At 65.4% G+C, this 18,728-nt stretch carries 15 protein-coding genes and 1 tRNA gene; 7 read left to right on the plus strand and 9 right to left on the minus strand.

Annotation, left to right across the window (positions count from 1 at the left end; genetic code table 11):
* Positions 1-11 precede the first annotated feature (11 nt).
* Positions 12-590: a TetR/AcrR family transcriptional regulator gene (locus MST27_RS02685; RefSeq protein WP_243604455.1), complete on the minus strand. Its 579-nt coding sequence runs from the start codon at positions 588-590 to the stop codon at positions 12-14.
* Positions 591-689: 99 nt separating this feature from the next.
* On the opposite strand from MST27_RS02685, the gene MST27_RS02690 reads away from it, so the two are divergent.
* Together MST27_RS02690 and MST27_RS02695 are read left to right on the plus strand one after the other, a co-directional pair.
* A complete protein-coding gene (locus tag MST27_RS02690) occupies positions 690-1,574 on the plus strand; it encodes an alpha/beta hydrolase family protein (RefSeq protein ID WP_243604456.1) in 885 nt (294 codons plus the stop codon).
* 131 nt (positions 1,575-1,705) lie between these two features.
* A complete protein-coding gene (locus MST27_RS02695) occupies positions 1,706-3,076 on the plus strand; it encodes a spinster family MFS transporter (protein WP_243604457.1) in 1,371 nt (456 codons plus the stop codon).
* A 163-nt stretch (positions 3,077-3,239) separates the two neighbouring features.
* Here the strand turns inward: MST27_RS02695 and MST27_RS02700 are convergent, their stop codons facing one another.
* The 4 genes from MST27_RS02700 to gabD all read right to left on the minus strand — a co-directional run bounded on the left by MST27_RS02700 (position 3,240) and on the right by gabD (position 9,670).
* Complete coding sequence (locus tag MST27_RS02700) at positions 3,240-4,382, minus strand: acyl-CoA dehydrogenase family protein (RefSeq protein ID WP_243604458.1); 1,143 nt, start codon at positions 4,380-4,382, stop codon at positions 3,240-3,242.
* 12 nt (positions 4,383-4,394) lie between these two features.
* The gene (locus MST27_RS02705) at positions 4,395-5,591 is read right to left on the minus strand and encodes an acyl-CoA dehydrogenase family protein (RefSeq protein WP_243604459.1); all 1,197 of its coding nucleotides are present in this window, start codon (positions 5,589-5,591) and stop codon (positions 4,395-4,397) included.
* Positions 5,592-5,634: 43 nt separating this feature from the next.
* On the minus strand, positions 5,635-7,740 hold the full coding sequence (locus MST27_RS02710) for a 3-hydroxyacyl-CoA dehydrogenase NAD-binding domain-containing protein (RefSeq protein ID WP_243604460.1): 2,106 nt from the start codon (positions 7,738-7,740) through the stop codon (positions 5,635-5,637).
* A gap of 481 nt (positions 7,741-8,221) precedes the next feature.
* Entirely contained in the window at positions 8,222-9,670 is a 1,449-nt protein-coding gene (gene gabD / locus MST27_RS02715; RefSeq protein WP_243604461.1) for an NADP-dependent succinate-semialdehyde dehydrogenase, read from the minus strand.
* 319 nt (positions 9,671-9,989) lie between these two features.
* Between gabD and MST27_RS02720 the strand changes: the two genes are divergently transcribed.
* The 4 genes from MST27_RS02720 to MST27_RS02735 all read left to right on the plus strand — a co-directional run bounded on the left by MST27_RS02720 (position 9,990) and on the right by MST27_RS02735 (position 14,328).
* Positions 9,990-10,066 (plus strand) — tRNA-Arg (locus MST27_RS02720).
* 162 nt (positions 10,067-10,228) lie between these two features.
* Positions 10,229-12,421: an OsmC domain/YcaO domain-containing protein gene (locus tag MST27_RS02725; protein ID WP_243604462.1), complete on the plus strand. Its 2,193-nt coding sequence runs from the start codon at positions 10,229-10,231 to the stop codon at positions 12,419-12,421.
* Between the two features lie 137 nt (positions 12,422-12,558).
* On the plus strand, positions 12,559-13,401 hold the full coding sequence (gene yghU / locus MST27_RS02730; RefSeq protein ID WP_243604463.1) for a glutathione-dependent disulfide-bond oxidoreductase: 843 nt from the start codon (positions 12,559-12,561) through the stop codon (positions 13,399-13,401).
* 207 nt (positions 13,402-13,608) lie between these two features.
* Complete coding sequence (locus tag MST27_RS02735) at positions 13,609-14,328, plus strand: hypothetical protein (protein WP_243604464.1); 720 nt, start codon at positions 13,609-13,611, stop codon at positions 14,326-14,328.
* 59 nt (positions 14,329-14,387) lie between these two features.
* Here the strand turns inward: MST27_RS02735 and MST27_RS02740 are convergent, their stop codons facing one another.
* The 4 genes from MST27_RS02740 to MST27_RS02755 all read right to left on the minus strand — a co-directional run bounded on the left by MST27_RS02740 (position 14,388) and on the right by MST27_RS02755 (position 18,239).
* Positions 14,388-14,882 (minus strand): DUF4126 family protein, encoded by a 495-nt coding sequence (locus MST27_RS02740; RefSeq protein WP_243604465.1) that lies wholly within the window; start codon positions 14,880-14,882, stop codon positions 14,388-14,390.
* Positions 14,883-14,955: 73 nt separating this feature from the next.
* On the minus strand, positions 14,956-15,639 hold the full coding sequence (locus tag MST27_RS02745; protein WP_243604466.1) for a potassium channel family protein: 684 nt from the start codon (positions 15,637-15,639) through the stop codon (positions 14,956-14,958).
* On the minus strand, positions 15,629-16,960 hold the full coding sequence (locus MST27_RS02750) for a TrkH family potassium uptake protein (RefSeq protein ID WP_243604467.1): 1,332 nt from the start codon (positions 16,958-16,960) through the stop codon (positions 15,629-15,631). Before MST27_RS02750 ends, MST27_RS02745 begins: the two co-directional genes overlap by 11 nt.
* Before the next feature lie 370 nt (positions 16,961-17,330).
* On the minus strand, positions 17,331-18,239 hold the full coding sequence (locus MST27_RS02755; RefSeq protein ID WP_420864209.1) for an alpha/beta fold hydrolase: 909 nt from the start codon (positions 18,237-18,239) through the stop codon (positions 17,331-17,333).
* Positions 18,240-18,321: 82 nt separating this feature from the next.
* On the opposite strand from MST27_RS02755, the gene MST27_RS02760 reads away from it, so the two are divergent.
* Positions 18,322-18,699 (plus strand): MerR family transcriptional regulator, encoded by a 378-nt coding sequence (locus MST27_RS02760; protein WP_243604468.1) that lies wholly within the window; start codon positions 18,322-18,324, stop codon positions 18,697-18,699.
* Positions 18,700-18,728: the final 29 nt, after the last annotated feature.

The raw sequence follows: 18,728 nt of genomic DNA on the forward strand, positions 1-18,728 counted from the left end.
CTACCGCCTGGCTAGGCCCTGACGCTGGTCCAGGCGATATCCGCCAGCAGCTCGCGACAGTCCGCCAGCGCGGTGCGCGAGCGCCCAGCCAGCCAGTTGCGCGCCAGGTCGTGGCAGGGCCCGATCACCACCGCGAGAAAGCAGTCGCCGGGCATGCGCCGAAAGGCTCCGCTTTCGCGATGCCGGCGCAGGATCGCTCCGACCCGCTCGCCATGTACGCGATTGACCTCGCGCAGCCGTTCGCCCATCTCCCCCGCCTCGACCCGCCCGCGGTTGTGCAGGACGAAGCGCGCCCAGTCCGGATTGGCCACCACCCAGTCGATATAACTGGTGACGAACAGCCGGACGCAGGCCTCGGCATCCAGCGTCTCGATCAACCCGGCTTCGAGCAACGCGGCATACTCGCCGATGCCTTCCAGATACAGCGCAGCGATGATCCGCTCGCGATTGCCGAAGTGGTGATAGAGGCTGCCGATGCTGGCGCCGGAGCGATCACGGATCATCTCGATGGTGGTCGCTTCCACGCCGAACTCGGTGAAACAGGCAAGCGCGGCCTGAAGGATTTCCTGCTTGCGGCTACTGCGGGCCATCCGGCCTCCCGTGCTACTAGAATATTTTTCTAGAATTATCTTCTACCGCTCGTATACTGCACCGATCGCAGCAATCGCAACAGCGCGGAGAACAACAAGATGGCGACGATACAGGTTGAAGAACGCTTCATCGACAACGGCAACGGCCATGCCCTGTCCAGCTATTGGTACCGGCCCAGCCACGAGCCTGCCGGCGTCGTGCTGATCGCCCCGGCGATGGGCGTACCGCAGCGCTTCTATACCGATTTCGCCAACTGGCTGGCCGACCGGGGTTACCTGGCGGTGACCTTCGATTACCTGGGCATGGGCCGCTCGCGCCAGGTGCCCCTGCGGCAGCTGAAGGTGGACATCCTCGACTGGGGGCGTCACGACTGCAGCGCCGTGCTCGCCGCGGCAACCGAGGCCGCCGACGGATTGCCGCTGTACTGGATCGGGCACAGCGTCGGTGCCCAGATCCTGCCACTGGTCAACGGCCACGAACGCCTGACCCGCATCGTCACCATCGCCGCCGGCAGCGGCTACTGGCGCGAGAACAGCCCGCAGATTCGCAACAAGGCCTGGCTGCTCTGGCATGGCCTGGCGCCCGTACTGACCGCGGTGGCGGGCTACTTCCCAGGCGGCCGCATCGGGGCGGTCGGTGACCTGCCGGCCGGGGTGATCCGCCAATGGCGGCGCTGGTGCCTGCATCCGGAGTACCTGGTCGGCGTCGAAGGCGAGCCCATGCGCCAGGCCTTCGATGCCGTGCGCACCCCCTTGACCTCGCTGTCCTTCAGCGACGACGAGATGATGTCAGCGCGCAATACCGAGTCCCTGCACGGGTTCTACCGCTCGGCGCCCAAGACCATGCTGCGCCTCGCACCGGCCGAAGTTGGCGCCACGCGAATCGGCCACTTCGGTTTCTTTCGGCGAGGCTTCGCTGACAGCTTATGGTCGCGCTGGCTGCTACCGGAGCTGACACCAGCCGAACAGCGGACGGTAGCCTGAGGAGATTTCGCACAGCGGAACACCCTAAGCATATTTCGAAACATATGCAGCGGTTATTGATCTTGCCGGATGGCTGATCTCCGACAACAGTGAGTGGGCTGGTTACAGCCAACCCGCCACCCGGAGCTGCCATGCACAACAACAATAACGGCAACACTAACGGCTACCCCTCGAGCACCCGCGCCTGGATGACGGTCGCGATCCTGATGCTCGCCTACGTGCTGTCCTTCGTCGACCGGCAGATTCTCAACCTGCTGGTGGAACCGATCCGCCGCGACCTGGATATCACCGACACCCACATGAGCCTGCTGATGGGCTTCTCCTTCGCGGTGTTCTACACCATCTGCGGCGTGCCCATCGGGCGTCTGGCCGACCGCAAGAGCCGCCGCGGCATCATCGCCATCGGTGTGCTGGTCTGGAGCCTGATGACCGCGCTGTGCGGCACGGCGCGCACCTTCTGGCAGTTTCTCGTGTTCCGCATCGGCGTCGGTGTCGGCGAGGCGGCGCTGTCGCCCTCGGCCTACTCGCTGATCGCCGACAGCTTTCCTCCAAAGCTGCGCGGCACCGCGATGAGCGTCTATTCGATGGGCATCTACATCGGCTCGGGCCTGGCCTTTCTGCTCGGCGGGCTGGTGGTCAAGTTCGCCTCGGCACAGGGCGACGTGGAGCTGCCGATGCTCGGCATGGTGCGCCCGTGGCAGCTGATCTTCCTCGTACTCGGCGCGGCCGGTGTGCTCTTCACCGCCGTGCTCTTGCTGATCCGCGAGCCGTCGCGCAAGGGCGTCGGCGCCGGCGTCGAGGTGCCGTTGAGCGAAGTGGCCGGCTACATCCGCCAGAACCGTCGCACCGTGCTCTGTCACAACTTCGGCTTCGCCTGCCTGGCGTTCGCCGCCTACGGCAGTTCGGCGTGGATTCCGACCTTCTTCATCCGCACCTACGGCTGGTCGGCCAGCGACGTCGGCGTGCTCTACGGCTCGGTCGTCGCGGTGGCCGGCTCGATCGGCATCATCGCCGGCGGGCGACTGTCGGACCTGCTGCACCGGCGCGGTTATCGCGACGCGCCGCTGCGCGTGGGCATCATCTCCGCCGCCCTGACCCTGCCGCTCAACCTGGCCTACCTGGCCGGCACCGGCGAACTGGCGCTGGCGCTGATCGCCCTGCATGTCTTCACCATCGCCATGCCCTTCGGCGTGGGCCCGGCGGCGATCCAGGAGATCATGCCCAACTCCATGCGCGGCCAGGCGTCGGCGGTGTACCTGTTCGTCATCACCATGGTCGGCCTCGGCATCGGCCCGACCGCGGTGGCGCTGGGCACCGATTTCGTCTTCGGCGACGACAACGCCCTGCGCTACTCGCTGCTGATCGTCACCGGCATCGCCCTGGTCGGCGCCATGATCCTGCTCGGCATGGGGCTCAAGCATTACCGCGGCAGCCTGGATCGCTTGCAGGAGTGGAAGCCGCAGAGCGCAGCGGGGAGCGACGCGCAGGCCAAACCGGTCTGATCCGACATGCCCCTGGAGTGGATTACGCCTTATCGATCCACCCAGGGACACCGACCCGACCCCGCCCACGTTCGATCCTCTGCACTCTCGAACCACACACGACCATCGGGCCATAAAAAACCCGCTCCTGAGAGCGGGTTTTTTCATGCTGCAGGCGGGACGATCAGGCCACCAGCATCAGCTTCGCATAGGCCTTCAGGTGGTGGTCGTCGTCACCGAACTGGTGGGCGACCATCACCAGGCGCTTGGCGTGGTGGGCGAGGTTGTATTCCCAGGTCATGCCGATGCCACCGTGCAGCTGGATGGCTTCCTCGGCCACCTTGCGCGCGGCGCGGGCGCAGATGTACTTGGCGGCAGCGATGATGCGACGGCGGTCGTCGTTGTCTTCGCCATCGGCAAAGGTCGCGGCGAGGATCGCCATGCTGGTGGCCTGCTCCAGCTCGGTCTGCATGTCCACCATGCGGTGCTGCAGGACCTGGAACTTGCCGATCGGCACGCCGAACTGCTTGCGCGTCTTCAGGTAATCCAGGGTCAGCTTGCAGGCCTCATCCATGCTGCCGAGGGCATCGGCGCACTGCGCGGCGATGGCGCGGCCCTGCTGGTAGCGCATCGCGGGCAACGCATTGCCCAGCTCGCCAAGCAGCGCCTCGGCACCCACCTGCACGTTATCGAGGAACAGCTCGCAGCCCTTGCGCCCATCGATGGTCGGGTAGACGCGACGGCTGACACCCTGGGCGTTCGGATCGACAAGGAACAGGCTGATGCCGGCCTCGTCGCGGCTGTCACCGGAAGTGCGCGCCGAGACGATGATCAGCCCGGCGCTGTGACCGCCGATCACCACGGCTTTACGGCCGTTCAGGCGATAGCCACCGTCCGCTGCCTCTGCCTTGGTCTGCACGTCGTTGAGGTTGTAATGGCTCTGCGGCTCGTCTAACGCCACCGCCAGTTGCAGCGAACCGGCTGCGACTTGCGGCAGCAGGTCCTGTTTCTGCGCATCGCTGCCCAATTGGTTGAGCAGGCCGCCGCCAAAGATCACCGATTGCAGGTAGGGCTCAAGCGTCAGGCCGCGTCCCAGTTCAGTCATCACCAGCATGGTTTCCACGCCACCGCCGCCAAAGCCGCCGATCTCTTCGGAGAACGGCACGGCGGTCAGGCCCAGCTCACCCAGCTGCGCCCAGAACTCGGACGAGAAGCCCAGTTCCGACTCGCTGAACTTCTCGCGCTGCTCGAACGGGTAGGCGTCGCGCACCAGACGCGCCGCGGTGTCTTGCAGCATCTGCTGCTCTTCGGTCAGTTTGAAGTCCATGGCGGTGCCCCCTTACAGCTCGAGAATCATCTTCGAGACGATGTTCTTCTGGATTTCGTTGGAGCCGCCGAAGATCGACAGCTTGCGCATGTTGAAGTAGTCGCCGGCCAGCGATGCGCTGTAGTCGGCGTGCAAGAGCTCGCCGTCGTAGTCCAGCTGCAGCTCCTCCTCGAGGAAGGGCAGCGCGTACGGGCCGATGACCTTGCGCAGCAGGTGGGTGATGGCCTGACGGATCTCGGTGCCCTTGATCTTGAGAATCGACGATTCGGCGCCGGGTACACCGCCCTCCTTCGCCGCCGCGAGGATGCGCAGGGTGCTCATCTCGATGGCCATCAGCTGCATCTCGACTTCCGCCACCTGAGCGCGGAACAGCGGGTCTTCGAGCATCGGCTTGCCGTCGCACACCTCTTTCATGGCGATGCGCTTGAGATGTGCCAGCGCCGCCTTGGAGGCGCCAATACCGGCCAGGCCCGTACGCTCATGGGTCAACAGGTACTTGGCGCAGGTCCAGCCCTGGTTTTCCTCGCCGACGAGGTTCTCCACCGGCACGCGGACGTTGTCGAAGAAGACTTCGTTGACCTCGTGGTCGCCGTCCAGGGTGATGATCGGCCGCACACTGATGCCCGGGCTCTTCATGTCGATCAGCAGGAAGCTGATGCCGCGCTGCTGCTGGGCTTCAGGGTCGGTGCGCACCAGGCAGAAGATCATGTTGGCGTGCTGACCAAGGGTGGTCCAGGTCTTCTGGCCATTGACGACGTAGTGGTCGCCATCGCGCACGGCGCGAGTCTTGAGGCTGGCCAGATCGGAACCCGCTCCCGGCTCGGAGTAGCCCTGGCACCACCAGTCCTCGCCGGACAGGATACGCGGCAGGTAATGGTCCTTCTGCTGCTGGGTGCCGAACTTGATGATCACCGGGGCGACCATGTTGACGCCGAAGGGTACGGTACGCGGTGCGCCGAAGGCGGCGCACTCCTCGTCGAAGATGTGCTTCTCGACCGGGCCCCAGGTGGTGCCGCCCAGCTCCACCGGCCAGCCCGGCGCATACCAGCCGCGCTTGACCAGGATCTGCTGCCAGCGCTGGTGATCTTCCTTGGACATGTGCTTGCCGAGCTTGACCTTGGCGGCAATGTCCGCCGGCAGCTCGCTTTTCAAGAAGGCCCGCACTTCATCGCGGAAGGCGAGCTCTTCGGCCGTATAGTTGACGTTCATGGGAAGGTCCTCATGGTGCGTTCGGAATGCAGGCGGGCGGGGCTCACTGCCCGGCCTGCCATTCGGTAAAGGTGCGGCCTTCGGCGGCCAGTTTTTCCAGCAGCGGCGCTGGCTTCCACCAGTCGCCACACCGCGCGTGCAGTTCCTTGACCCGCGCCAGCACCTTGTCCAGGCCGACGCTGTCGGCGTAGTACATCGGCCCGCCGCGGAAGGCCGGGAAGCCGTAGCCGTTGAGGTAGATGACGTCGATGTCGCTGGAGCGCTGGGCAATGCCTTCCTCGAGAATCTTCGCGCCCTCGTTGACCAGCGCGAAGATGCAGCGCTCGACGATGTACTGCTCGTCCAGCGCCTTTCGCTCGATGCCTTTTTCCCGCGACGCGGCTTCCAGCATGGGCGCGAGGTCGGGGTTCTCCTGCGGGGTGCGGTTGCCGGGTTCGTAGCGGTAGTAGCCGGCGCCGGTCTTCTGCCCGAGCATGCCGGCGGCGCAGAGTTTGTCCGAGACGGAGGGGAAATCCAGGTGCGCCGGCAGCGTCGCGCGCTGGCGCTTGCGGATCGCCTGGCCGATGTCGAGACCGGACAGGTCGCGCATGGCGAACGGCCCCATGGCCATGCCGAAGTTGCGCAGCGCCCCGTCGACCTGTTGTGGCGTGGCACCTTCCTCCAGCAGGAACTCCGCCTCGCGGCCGTACTGGAAGACCATGCGGTTGCCGACGAAGCCATCGCAGACGCCGACCACCACCGAGACCTTCTTCAGCTGCTTGCCGATCGCCATGGCAGTGGCGAGCACTTCATCGCTGGTCCGCTCGCCACGCACCACTTCCAGCAAACGCATGACGTTGGCCGGGCTGAAGAAGTGCAGGCCGACCACATCCTCGGGGCGCCTGGTGAAGCCGGCAATGGCGTTCAGGTCCAGCGACGAGGTGTTGGAAGCGAGAATCGCACCGGGCTTGCACACCGCATCCAGTTGCTCGAAGACCTGCTGCTTGACGCCCATCTCCTCGAACACGGCTTCGACCACCACGTCGGCATCGGCCAGGGCGCCGTAATCGGTGACGCCGGTGATCAGCGCGAGGCGCTTTTCCATCGCGTCCTCGGTCAGGCTGCCGCGCTTGACGCTGGCCGCGTAGGTGTCGCGGGCGCGCTGCAGGCCGCGTTGCAGCGCTTCCTCATTGATCTCCAGCAGCTTCACCGGCACCCCGGCATTGGCGAAGCTCAAGGCGATGCCGACACCCATGGTGCCGCCGCCGATCACCGCGGCGGTCCTGATCGGGCGGGGTTTGACGTCGGATGGCAGGTCGTCGATCTTGCCGGCCTGACGCTCGGCGAAGAACGAATGGATCAGCGCGCCGCGCTGCGGTGAATTCAGGCACTCGGTGAACAGCTCGCGCTCGCGCTTGAGGCCTTCGGCCAGCGGCAGCTTGGTCGCCACCTCAACGGCGGCAACGCACCGCAGCGGCGAGAACAGCCCCGGCATGCGCTTGGCCACCTCGGCATGCTTGGCGCGAATCAGCGCCTCGTTGTCGACGCCTTCCAGACCACGGGTCTGCTCGCCGCTGCGGCGCGGGCCGCGGCCCTCGTCGAGCAGGCGACGCGCATAGGTCAGACCGGCCTCGATCAGATCGCCTTCGAACAGCTCATCGACGATATGGTGCTCCAGCGCTTCCGCCGCACCGATGGGCTGGCCGCTGACGATCATATCCAGCGCCTTCTCGACACCGGCCAGCCGAGGCAAGCGCTGGGTACCGCCGGCGCCGGGCAACAGGCCCAGCTTCACCTCCGGCAGGCCGACCTTGGCGTCCGGCCGGGCGATACGGTAATGGCAGCCCAGCGCGACCTCCAGCCCACCACCCAGGGCGGTGCCGTGGATCACCGCGACGCTCGGCTTGCGACTGCCCTCGATGACCTCGATCACCTCCGGCAGGCTCGGTGCCTGCGGCGGTTTGCCGAACTCCTTGATGTCGGCGCCGGCCATGAAAGTGGTGCCTTCGCAGACCAGCACCACGGCCGTCACTTCAGGGTCGGCTTCAGCCGCCTGAAACGCTGCCTGCAACCCGGCACGCACAGCGTGGCCAAGCGCATTGACCGGCGGATTGTTGACCGTGATGAGCGCAATCGCGCCCCGGCGTTCGAGCCGAACGACATCGGACATGGCAGGCCTCCGTCTATAGAGAGAGATTAATTGGACTTATTTTTACGAAACCATGTTTCGCACAGCAGAATAGTCGAACCATTTCTGGATGTCGATAGGTGAGTCGGCACCCGCCCTGGTGAACAACCTTAGAGGCGTACAGACGGTGGCGCGAAAGATCAGGGTGCCGCGAGACGAGCGGCGAAGCGGCGAGCAAGGCAAGGCGCCGTGATGCCCGCGGGCGTGGGCGTGGGCGTGGGCGAACAAGTTCGCCCCTACAGACAGACGCCGCCCGTTGGGGCGATTTCGCCCCACAGCCAAACACCAATGCCCGTAACGGCGAATTTATTCGCCCAATAACACCTGGCGACATCAGCCGGGCGCATCACCCCGCAGCCATACGCCACGCCGTAGGGGCGAATTTATTCGCCCGGATAACCCGAAGCCCGCCAGGGCGAATTCATTCGCCCCTACGCAAACGGCCGGGCGCGACGGATGGGTGTTACAGCCCCAGGCAGAGGTACTTGATCTCGACGTAGTCCTCGATGCCGTACTTCGAGCCTTCACGGCCGAGGCCCGAGGACTTCACGCCGCCGAAGGGCGCCACCTCGGTGGAGATCATCCCGGTGTTGATGCCGACCATCCCCGACTCGATCGCCTCGGCCACGCGGAACACGCGGCCCAGGTCGCGAGCGTAAAAGTAAGCGGCCAGGCCGAACTCGGTGTCGTTGGCCAGGGCGATGCCCTCGGCCTCGTCCTTGAAGCGGAACAGCGGCGCCAGCGGGCCGAAGGTTTCCTCCTTCGCCACCTTGGCGTCGTGCGGCACGTTGACCATCAGCGTCGGCTCGAAATAGCTGCCGCCCAGCTGATGCGCCTTGCCACCGGTGAGCACCTGGGCGCCGTTGGCCACCGCATCCTCGATGTGCTCGCGGACCTTGGTCGCGGCGCGGTCGTCGATCAGCGGACCGATGTCGACGCCTTCGTCCAGTCCGTTGCCCACTTTCAGCTTCTCGACCGCGGCCTTGAATTTCTCGGCGAACGCCTCGTAAACACCGTCCTGCACGTAGATGCGGTTGACGCAGACGCAGGTCTGCCCGGCGTTACGGTACTTGGACTGCATGGCGCCCTTGACCGCCTCGTCCAGGTCGGCGTCGTCGAAGACCAGGAAGGGCGCATTGCCGCCCAGCTCCAGCGAGACCTTCTTGATGCCCGGCGCACACTGCTCCATCAGCTTGGCGCCCACTTCGGTCGAGCCGGTAAAGCTCAGCTTGCGCACCGTCGGGTTCGCCGTCAGCTCGTTGCCGATGTCACCGGCCGAGCCGGTGATGACGCTGAACACGCCCTTCGGGATGCCGGCGCGCTCGGCCAGCTCGGCGAGTGCCAGCGCGGAGAACGGCGTCTGCGAGGCCGGCTTGAGCACCATGGTGCAGCCCGCCGCCAATGCCGGGCCCGCCTTGCGGGTGATCATCGCCGCCGGGAAGTTCCAGGGTGTGATGGCCGCGGTCACGCCGATCGGCTGCTTGATCACGATGATGCGCTTGTCTTTCTGATGGCCCGGGATGGTGTCGCCATAGATGCGCTTGGCTTCCTCGGCGAACCACTCGATGAAGGAGGCGGCGTAGGCGATCTCGCCCTTGGATTCGGCCAGCGGCTTGCCCTGCTCCAGCGTCATCAACCGGCCCAGGTCGTCCTGGTTTTCCATCATCAGCTCGAACCAGCGGCGCAGCTTCTGCGAGCGCTCCTTGGCGGTGAGGTCACGCCAGGCCGGCAGCGCGCGCTCGGCCGCCTCGATGGCGCGGCGGGTTTCGGCGGCGCCCATCTTCGGCACGGTGCCCAGCGTCTCGTTGGTCGCCGGGTTGTTGACCTGAATGGTCTGGCCGCTATCGGCGTCCTGCCAGCTGCCGTCGATGTAGGCTTGCTGGCGGAACAGCGAAGTGTCTTTGAGTTGCATGGCAGTCTCCTGAGAGCCGGCGCGATGCCGGAAGCTGAGGCCTGATCGTCTGGCCGGAAGGGCAATGGCGCACGGTCGCGCCCGACCTAGGTCAGAGCGAAGCCTTGACCGAGGGTTCCGGTCGCCACCGTGAGCGTTCGAAATGTCGAACAATCCTAGGCCTGACCTGCGGTGATCAGCAACACCATGTTCGGAAAAATTAACGCACCATAGCCAAGCCTGATGGCCGGCCCCGCACCGGCCCGCCAAAGCCGCCCCTCACCGCCCCGAGCCGCCATGGACGGCCGCGAACGACATGCGTATGATTGCGCCCCGCAACGCATCCGTAGCTCAGCTGGATAGAGTACTGCCCTCCGAAGGCAGGGGTCGTGGGTTCGAATCCCGCCGGATGCGCCATATGCCCGAAGCCCCAGGTGAACACCTGGGGCTTTTTCGTTTGGGGCGGCGCCGTGGCGAGCGCGTCCGTCCAAGCCACCCGGCAACCAGCCGAAAGGAAAAGACATCTCGGCGAGAAGCCGGATAATGGCCGGCCCAATCGCGTCGCTCTGGTAATCCCGCATGGAAATCAAGGTCAATTTTCTCGACAACCTCCGGCTCGAGGCCAAGTTCGATGATTTCACGGTGATCGCCGACCAGCCGATTCGCTACAAGGGCGACGGCTCGGCGCCGGGGCCATTCGATTACTTCCTCGCCTCTTCGGCGCTGTGTGCCGCCTACTTCGTCAAGCTGTACTGCCAGACGCGCGGCATCCCCACCGAGAATATCCGGCTGTCGCAGAACAACATCGTCGACCCGGAGAACCGCTACAACCAGATCTTCAAGATCCAGGTCGAGTTGCCGGCGGACATTTCCGACAAGGATCGCCAGGGCATCCTGCGCTCGATCGACCGCTGCACGGTAAAGAAGGTGGTGCAGACCGGGCCGCAGTTCGTCATCGAAGAGGTCGACAACCTCGACGCCGACGCCCAGGCGCTGCTGATCCCGACGGATGCCGAGACGCGCACCTACATTGCCGGCAAGGACCTGCCGCTGGAGCAGACCATTGCCAACATGTCGGCGATCCTCGCCGGCCTGGGGATGAAGATCGAGATCGCCTCCTGGCGCAACATCGTGCCCAACGTCTGGTCGCTGCATGTCCGCGATGCGCAGTCGCCGCTGTGCTTCACCAACGGCAAGGGCGCAACCAAGGAAAGCGCGTTGGCCTCGGCGCTGGGCGAGTTCATCGAGCGGCTGAACTGCAACTTCTTCTACAACGATCAGTTCTGGGGTGAAGAGATCGCCCAAGCGCCTTTCGTGCATTACCCGAACGAGCGCTGGTTCAAGCCGGGCCGCCGCGATGCGCTGCCCAAGGAGATCCTCGACGCCTACTGCCTCGAGATCTACAACCCGGACGGCGAGCTGCGCGGCTCGCACCTGTACGACACCAACTCGGGCAACGTCGAGCGCGGCATCTGCTCACTGCCCTTCGTGCGCCGCTCGGACGGCGAGACGGTGTACTTCCCGTCCAACCTGATCGAGAACCTCTTCCTCAGCAACGGCATGAGCGCGGGCAACACCCTCGCCGAGGCGCAGGTGCAATGCCTGTCGGAGATATTCGAGCGCGCGGTGAAGCGCGAAATCCTCGAAGGCGAAATCGCGTTGCCCGACGTGCCGCCGGACGTGCTGGCGAAATACCCGGGCATCGTTGCCGGCATCCAGGGCCTGGAGGAACAGGGCTTTCCGGTGCTGGTAAAGGATGCCTCGCTGGGCGGCGAATACCCGGTGATGTGCGTGACCCTGATGAACCCCCGCACTGGCGGCGTGTTCGCCTCCTTCGGCGCGCACCCGAGCTTCGAGGTGGCGCTTGAGCGCAGCCTCACCGAGCTGCTGCAGGGCCGCAGCTTCGAGGGCTTAAACGACCTGCCGCAGCCGACCTTCGAAAGCCAGGCGGTGATGGAGCCGAACAACTTCGTCGAGCACTTCATCGACTCGAACGGCGTGGTCTCCTGGCGCTTCTTCAGCGCCAGGGCCGATCACGAGTTCGTCGAATGGGATTTCTCCGGCCAGGGCGACGACTCCAACGCCGAGGAAGCCGCGACGTTGTTCGGCATCCTCGAAGCGATGGGCAAGGAGGTGTACATCGCCGAATACAGCGACCTCGGCGCGCCGGCCTGCCGCATCCTGGTGCCAGGCTACTCGGAGGTCTACCCGGTCGAGGACCTGATCTGGGACAACACCAACAAGGCACTGCTCTTCCGTGCCGACATCCTCAACCTGCACCGCCTCGACGATGACGAACTCCAGGCCCTGATCGAGCGCCTGGAAGACAGCGAGCTGGACGACTACACCGACATCAAGACGCTGATCGGCATCGAGTTCGACGACAACACCGTCTGGGGCCAGCTGACGATCCTGGAGCTCAAGCTGCTCGTCCACCTCGCGCTCAAGCAGTTCGAGGAAGCCAAGGAGCTGGTCGAAACCTTCCTGCAATTCAACGACAACACCGTCGAGCGCGGCCTGTTCTACCAGGCCTTGAACGCCGTGCTGGAAGTGCAGCTGGACGACGAGATGGTGCTGGCCGACTACGAGACCAACTTCCGCCGCCTGTTCGGCAACGCGCGAATGGACGCGGCGATCGGCTCGGTGGACGGCAGCGTGCGCTTCCATGGCCTGACGCCGACGAGCATGCAGCTCGAAGGCCTGGACCGCCACCTGCGCCTTATCGACAGCTACAAGAAGCTGCACGCAGCGCGGGCCCGGGCGGCGGGCTGACCCGGCGCAGCACGGGGCGGAGTCGGCCGCGGCCATCGACTTCCCAGGGTCGGAAGTGGCAGGCTTCGTGATCCGTGTCGGTGGCTTCGAGCATCCTGGCCGCCGGCACCTCCGCTACCCACCGTCGAGGACATGCCATGAGTGATCCCACCTACGTACCGCCCAAGGTCTGGGCGCACGACGCCCCCTCGGGCGGCAAGTTCGCCAGCATCAATGCGCCGACCGCCGGTGCCCGTGAGCAGAAGGCGTTGCCGGTCGGCAAGCACCCGCTGCAGCTCTACTCGCTGGCCACGCCGAACGGCGTGAAGGTCAGCATCATGCTCGAGGAGCTGCTCGCGCTCGGCCACCAGGGCGCCGAGTACGACGCCTGGCTGATCAAGATCGGTGAGGGCGACCAGTTCGGGAGTGGCTTCGTCGAGATCAACCCCAACTCGAAGATCCCGGCGCTGGCCGATCACAGCGTCGAAGGCGAACCGCTGCGGGTGTTCGAGTCCGGCTCGATCCTGGTCTACCTCGCGGAGAAGTTCGGCGCCTTCCTGCCGACCGAAACCCGTGCGCGCACGGAGACGCTGAACTGGCTGTTCTGGCAGATGGGCTCGGCGCCCTTCCTTGGCGGCGGCTTCGGCCACTTCTACGCCTACGCGCCGGAAAAGTACGAGTACCCGATCAACCGCTACGCCATGGAGGTCAAGCGCCAGCTCGACGTGCTTGACCGCCAGTTGGCCGAGAACCGCTTCATCGCCGGCGACGACTACAGCATCGCCGACATGGCGATCTGGCCCTGGTACGGCGTGCTGGCCCGCGGTGAGCTGTACGAGGCCGGCGAGTTCCTCTCGGTGCAGGACTACAAGCATGTGCAGCGCTGGGCGGCGGAGATCGCCGAACGGCCAGCGGTGATCCGCGGACGCAAGGTCAACCGCACCTGGGGCGAGGAATCGGAGCAGGCGCCCGAGCGGCACCAGGCGTCCGACCTCGACTGAGCGGCCTCGCTCGCCCCCTTCCGGTGGAGCCGGCGCCTGCCGCTCCACCGCAGCCACCGCCGTGTATCGACCGCTGATCCCTCACCGCTGAACTCTCACCCGACGGTCCGACCCAATCTTCATGGGCGTTGCGCCGCGACCTCCGATACCCGGACGGCTCCGCGCACGCTCACCTACCCGGTTGTTCAACACAACGAGAGGTGACCCATGAAACACACACTGGTAGCCGCGTTCGCCACGCTCACCGACGCGAACCGCACCCGCGGCGATCTGATGTCGCGCGGCATCGCGCGGGAACGCATTCATTCCGTAGGCGCCGACAGCGCCGAAATCCACAGCTACGACGCGCCCTACTCGACCACCGAAGGCAACCTGGACCGCCCGCATCACGACTCGAAGGTGGCGAATTTCTTCCATTCGTTGTTCGGCCATGAGCCGCACGAGGACCATCGCCGGCACGCCACGGCCTACCCCGAAGCGGTGCGGCGCGGCGCGCTGGTGATCGCTGTGGATGTCGATGACGACGACCAGCTCGCCAAGGCGCGTGATGCCCTGGAATACAACGGCGCGATCAGCATCGACGAGGGCGGCACCGGCGCCGCCGGCTATCCCGGCCCGAGCAGCCCCTATGCCGGTGCGACCGGAGGGGACAGCCACCTCGACAAGCATTTCACCAGCGGCGCTTCCACCGACACCGCCTCATCCACCGATACTGCCTCGTCCACGGCGATCGCCGATGGCCACGGCGTCGGCAGCAGCGCCAAACGCGCCGGTACGGGCTACCCGGAGACAACCGCGACCGCAAACCCCACCGGAGGCGGCGTGGCGGGGCCGGGAACAGGCACTGGGAGCATGCCGCAAGGCGTCGGCTCGCGTGCGGCGGGCACCTGCACCGACCGCGTCTGCGTGATTCAGCGGCCCAGCTGACCGCCGTTTAGCTCACCCCAGGCTGCAACGGGCCGCGCACAACGGCCCGTTGCGTTTTTTCAGGCAGATCGACGCTCACCCAGCGCCTGATGGATACCGGCACGGCCGAGGGTCAGTGCCAGGCTGTCCTCGGCCAGCCCGAGCGCGGCGTTGGTCAGGGGGTGCGGCTGATAAGGCTTGCGCAGGGCGAGGCCGATCTTCGAGGCCACCAGCGCGGCGGTCGCGCCCAGCATCGCGGGCAGCCAGATCGGTTCACGGCGCACACCGGCCAGGGCGGCAGCCGTCACGCCGCCGGAGAGGGCGCGAAACAGCATCGAGGGCGCGATGGTCCGGTCCGGCGCGAAGGGCATTTTGTCACCGAGCAACTCGCCGGCGGCCAGCGGCATCAGGATTTGCCGGGTACGCTCGGCGCCCAGCGTGCGGGCAGGCTCGTCGGCTTGATCGAGATCATCGCGCTCGGCCAGTGCGCGGCTGACCAGGGTGGGCGCCAGCGTGCTGCGCATGCCGGTCACAAGGCCGAGGGCGAGGGCGCCCAGCAGGAGGTTTCGGGTCATGGTCGGTCGTCTCCGGAGGCTTTCAGGTGCGACCGGCCGGCGGCGGCAGCCGTTCCCCCGAGGCTCCGAACGGTCAGGCCATGACCGCCGCGAACTTCTCGACCCGCCGGGTCTCGCCCGCGACGATGAGCAGGTCGCCCGGGTGGATCAGGGTGTCCGGCTTGGCGTAGATGAAATCGGTCCGGTGCCGCTTCACGCCGACGATGGTCACGCCGTAGCGCTCGCGCACGCCCGCTTCCGCCAGGGTCTTGTCGTGGATGACCGCGGGCGCATGGGTCGAGGCAATGGCGAAGCCGTCATCGAACTCGATGAATTCGAACATCTTGCCGGTCACCAGGTGCGCCACGCGCTCGCCCATGGACGTCTCGGGATAGACGACATGGTGCGCGCCGGTGCGCTCGAGGATCAGCCCGTGGCGCTTGCTCAGCGCCTTGGCCCAGATGTCCGGCACGCCCAGTTCCTGCAGCGCGAGCACCGTGAGCACGCTGGCCTCCAGGTCGGTGCCGATGCTGACCACCACATGGCGGAACTGGTCGACGCCCAGCTGACGCAGCGCACGGATATCGGTGGAGTCGGCCTGGGCCACGTGCGTCAGCACGTCGACCCACTGCTGCACGCTCGCGCTGTTGCTGTCGATGCCCAGCACTTCGTGGCCCATGGAGGTTAGCGACTCGGCGACGGCCGAGCCGAACCGCCCCAGGCCGATGACCGCAACGCTGTCGTTCTCGAATGTCTTGCCGAACAGATTAGCCAACAATGGGGCGCTCCTCCGGGTAGCGATAGTGTTTGGTCACGCTGCGCAGCGCCAGGGCCGTCGCCAGGGTGATGGTGCCGACCCGGCCGATGAACATCAGCGCGATGATCACCAGCTGGCCGGACGGTGGCAGGTCGGCGGTGATGCCGGTCGACAGACCCACCGTGGCAAAGGCGGATATGGCCTCGAAGAGCACCACGCCCAGTTCAAGCTTCGTCACGCTGAGCAGCAGCATGGTGCCTATGGCCACGGTGAGCGAGCCGAGGAACAGCACCGTCAGTGCCTGTCGCTGCGTCTGATAGGAGATGCGTCGGCGGAAGGCCACGGTATCGGCGTTGCCACGTATCTCGGCCCAGATGAAGAAGAACAGCAGGAAGAAGGTCGTCACCTTGATCCCGCCAGCAGTGCCCGCGCTGCCGCCGCCGACGAACATCAGGAAATAGTGCACCGCCAGCGTCTGCGCTTCGAACTGGCCGACGTCCAGGCTGTTGAAGCCCGCCGTGCGCGCCACCGCCGAGGTGAACAGCGCCGATAGCAGTTTGTCGCCCAGGCTCATGCCGGCGAGCGTGTCCGGGTTGCCCCACTCGTAGAACAGGATCGCCGCCATGCCGCCAACGAGCAGCACCGCCGAGCCCCAGAGCGTGATGCGCGTATGGATGGTCCAGGGCCTGCCGCGCTGGTCGCGACGGAACTCGTAGAGCACGGGGAAACCCAGGCCGCCGATGATCACCGCCAGCATGATCGGCACCAGCACGACCGGGTCGCTGACGAAGCTCATCAGGCTGTCCGAATAGGTCGAAAAGCCCGCGTTATTGAACGCCGAGACGGCGTGGAACAGCCCGTTCCAGAAGGCTTCCGGTAGCGGCTGGCCGTAACGGACGTGCAGCTGCGCGGTGAGGATCGCCATGACCGTCAGCTCGACGCCCAGGGTAACCAGGAGAATCAGCCGCAACACGCCGGTGACATCCCCGAGCCCCAGCGAGCGCGTCTCCTGTTGCGCGACCAGGCGGCTGCTCAACTGCAGACGCCGCTTGACCATCAGGCCGAGCAGGGTCGCGCCGCTCATGATGCCGAAGCCACCGATCTGGAACAGCAGCAGGATCACGCACTGTCCGAAGAACGACCAGTAGGTCGCCGTGTCCTGAACGATCAAACCCGTCACGCAGACCGCCGAAACAGCGGTGAACAGGGCCGTCAGCAGGGGCGCGCCGTCCGGTCCCGCCGTCGACACGGGCAGCGACAGCAGCAGCGTGCCCAAAAGGGTCGCGGCGAGAAAGGCGAGGGGGATGAGGCGAGCCGGGCGGCGGACGGCGTTGCTGAGCAAAGAAAGGATTCCCGGTAAGCGTTGAGGCCGGGCCACGGCGACGGATCATCCGCACCACGGCGAGCTGTCGGCAACCATAGCAAAAGCCTCGCGCGTCGGCGCGGGTCGTCCACAGCAGTCACCTGGGGCGAGCTGTTCGCCATCCAGCCCTCGGCCAGCGACCTGGTCGCGATGGACCTGACCGGCGAAGACACTGCTCGAGCAGCAGCGGGTCGGTCAGCGCTACACGCGCATCTGTGATCAACAGCCCTCACGACGGGCACCCCGGATTCTGGCGCTGCAAGAAAATCCGGGGCGTGGGCGTCGTCACCCCACCCAGCGAAGCCACTCAGCCGCATCTTGGCTGAGGGCAAGCCAGCTCGATGGGTGATTAGCGCGCCGTCGCATGATCAACGAACGCTGCGATATCGCGATTGAACCGAGCAGGTTCCTCAACAAACGGCGCGTGCCCCGAATGCTCGTACACCATCGTCCGCACGCTAGGATTGATCATCTGAGCGCGTGCGATGGCAACATCCGCCTTTATCAGATCGTCCTTTGCACCGTACAGCATCAACACCGGCACGCTGGCCCGCCCAAGCCCGCCCACTACGTCAACCGTCATGGACTGCACGACCTGTTGCATGTCCCAGGAGGCGATCGCAGCGGCGGCCAGCGACCTTTCGAACAGTTCCTGGGCAGGCTGAACCTCAAAGCAAAGCGCCAGGAATTTCCGCTCGGCATCAAGGTGCGTGCGCAGGTCGGAGGAAGCCATTCCCTTGTAAACCTCGGGGTGCGGCACGATCTGTTCGGATGCCAGTTCGATCACCCCATCGACGTAGACCGCCCCCGCTATTTGCGCATCGCCATAGGTTGCCAGGTAATTCGAGATCACCGTTGCGCCCAGGGACCAACCGACCAGTACCGGGCGCTCCGCCCTCGTTGCGTCAATCACGGCGTTGAGATCATCAGCCCAACGACGGCCATCCCGGTAAGCGTCGGCATCAACCGGCTTGGCTGATTGGCCGTGGCCCCTGAGGTCGTAGCTGATCAGACGGTAACGTTGCGCCAGCTCGCTCTGCACCTGCGCATCCCAATTCAGGTGGCTGCCGAGCAAACCGTGAATGAATATGATCGGCGGGCCGCTGGGATTACCGGTTTCGTGAATGGAAAGGGTAACGCCGTCCGGCGCAGTGGCAGTCGACTCGTGTGTCATTGACGAAGCGGTCGCCGAGAACATCGCCAGCGCAGCGGTAGCGACCACGACACAGGCGGCGCGATGCAGGGAAGCAAAGGACATGGTGTTCAGCTCCAGATTGGGAGCTGTCACTCTGATCCCTCACATTAATGTCAGAGTCAAGCTTCGCTAGTAGAGGACACGAATGAACAAGACGCCGACATCTTCACTGCTTTCCATCGGCCAGTTGGCCCGCCAGACCGGCGCCAGCGTCCGTTCGATTCGGCACTATGACGATCACCGTCTATTGACGTCCAGCCGCGCCGACAATGGCTATCGCTATTTCCAAGCCACAGCAGTCGTTCAGGTGCGGCAGATCCAGCGGATGATCGCCGCCGGATTCACCCTGGCAGATATCAAAGGCTTTCCGGACTGTATGCGACTGATCGAGGGCGCCAAAGCCTGTCCTGAAACATCGGCGGTTCAGCGAGAGCGACTCGCTCATATCGAGCGCCAGATCGAAGAACTGGAGAGGCGGCGTGCCCTTCTGCTGGAGACATTGCAAGACGGCATCGCAGACTGAGCCGCAACAACAGTGGCGGCTTCAGTTTT

Origin of the sequence: Stutzerimonas marianensis (assembly GCF_022810315.1) — a bacterium.
GTDB classification, from domain to species: domain Bacteria; phylum Pseudomonadota; class Gammaproteobacteria; order Pseudomonadales; family Pseudomonadaceae; genus Stutzerimonas; species Stutzerimonas marianensis.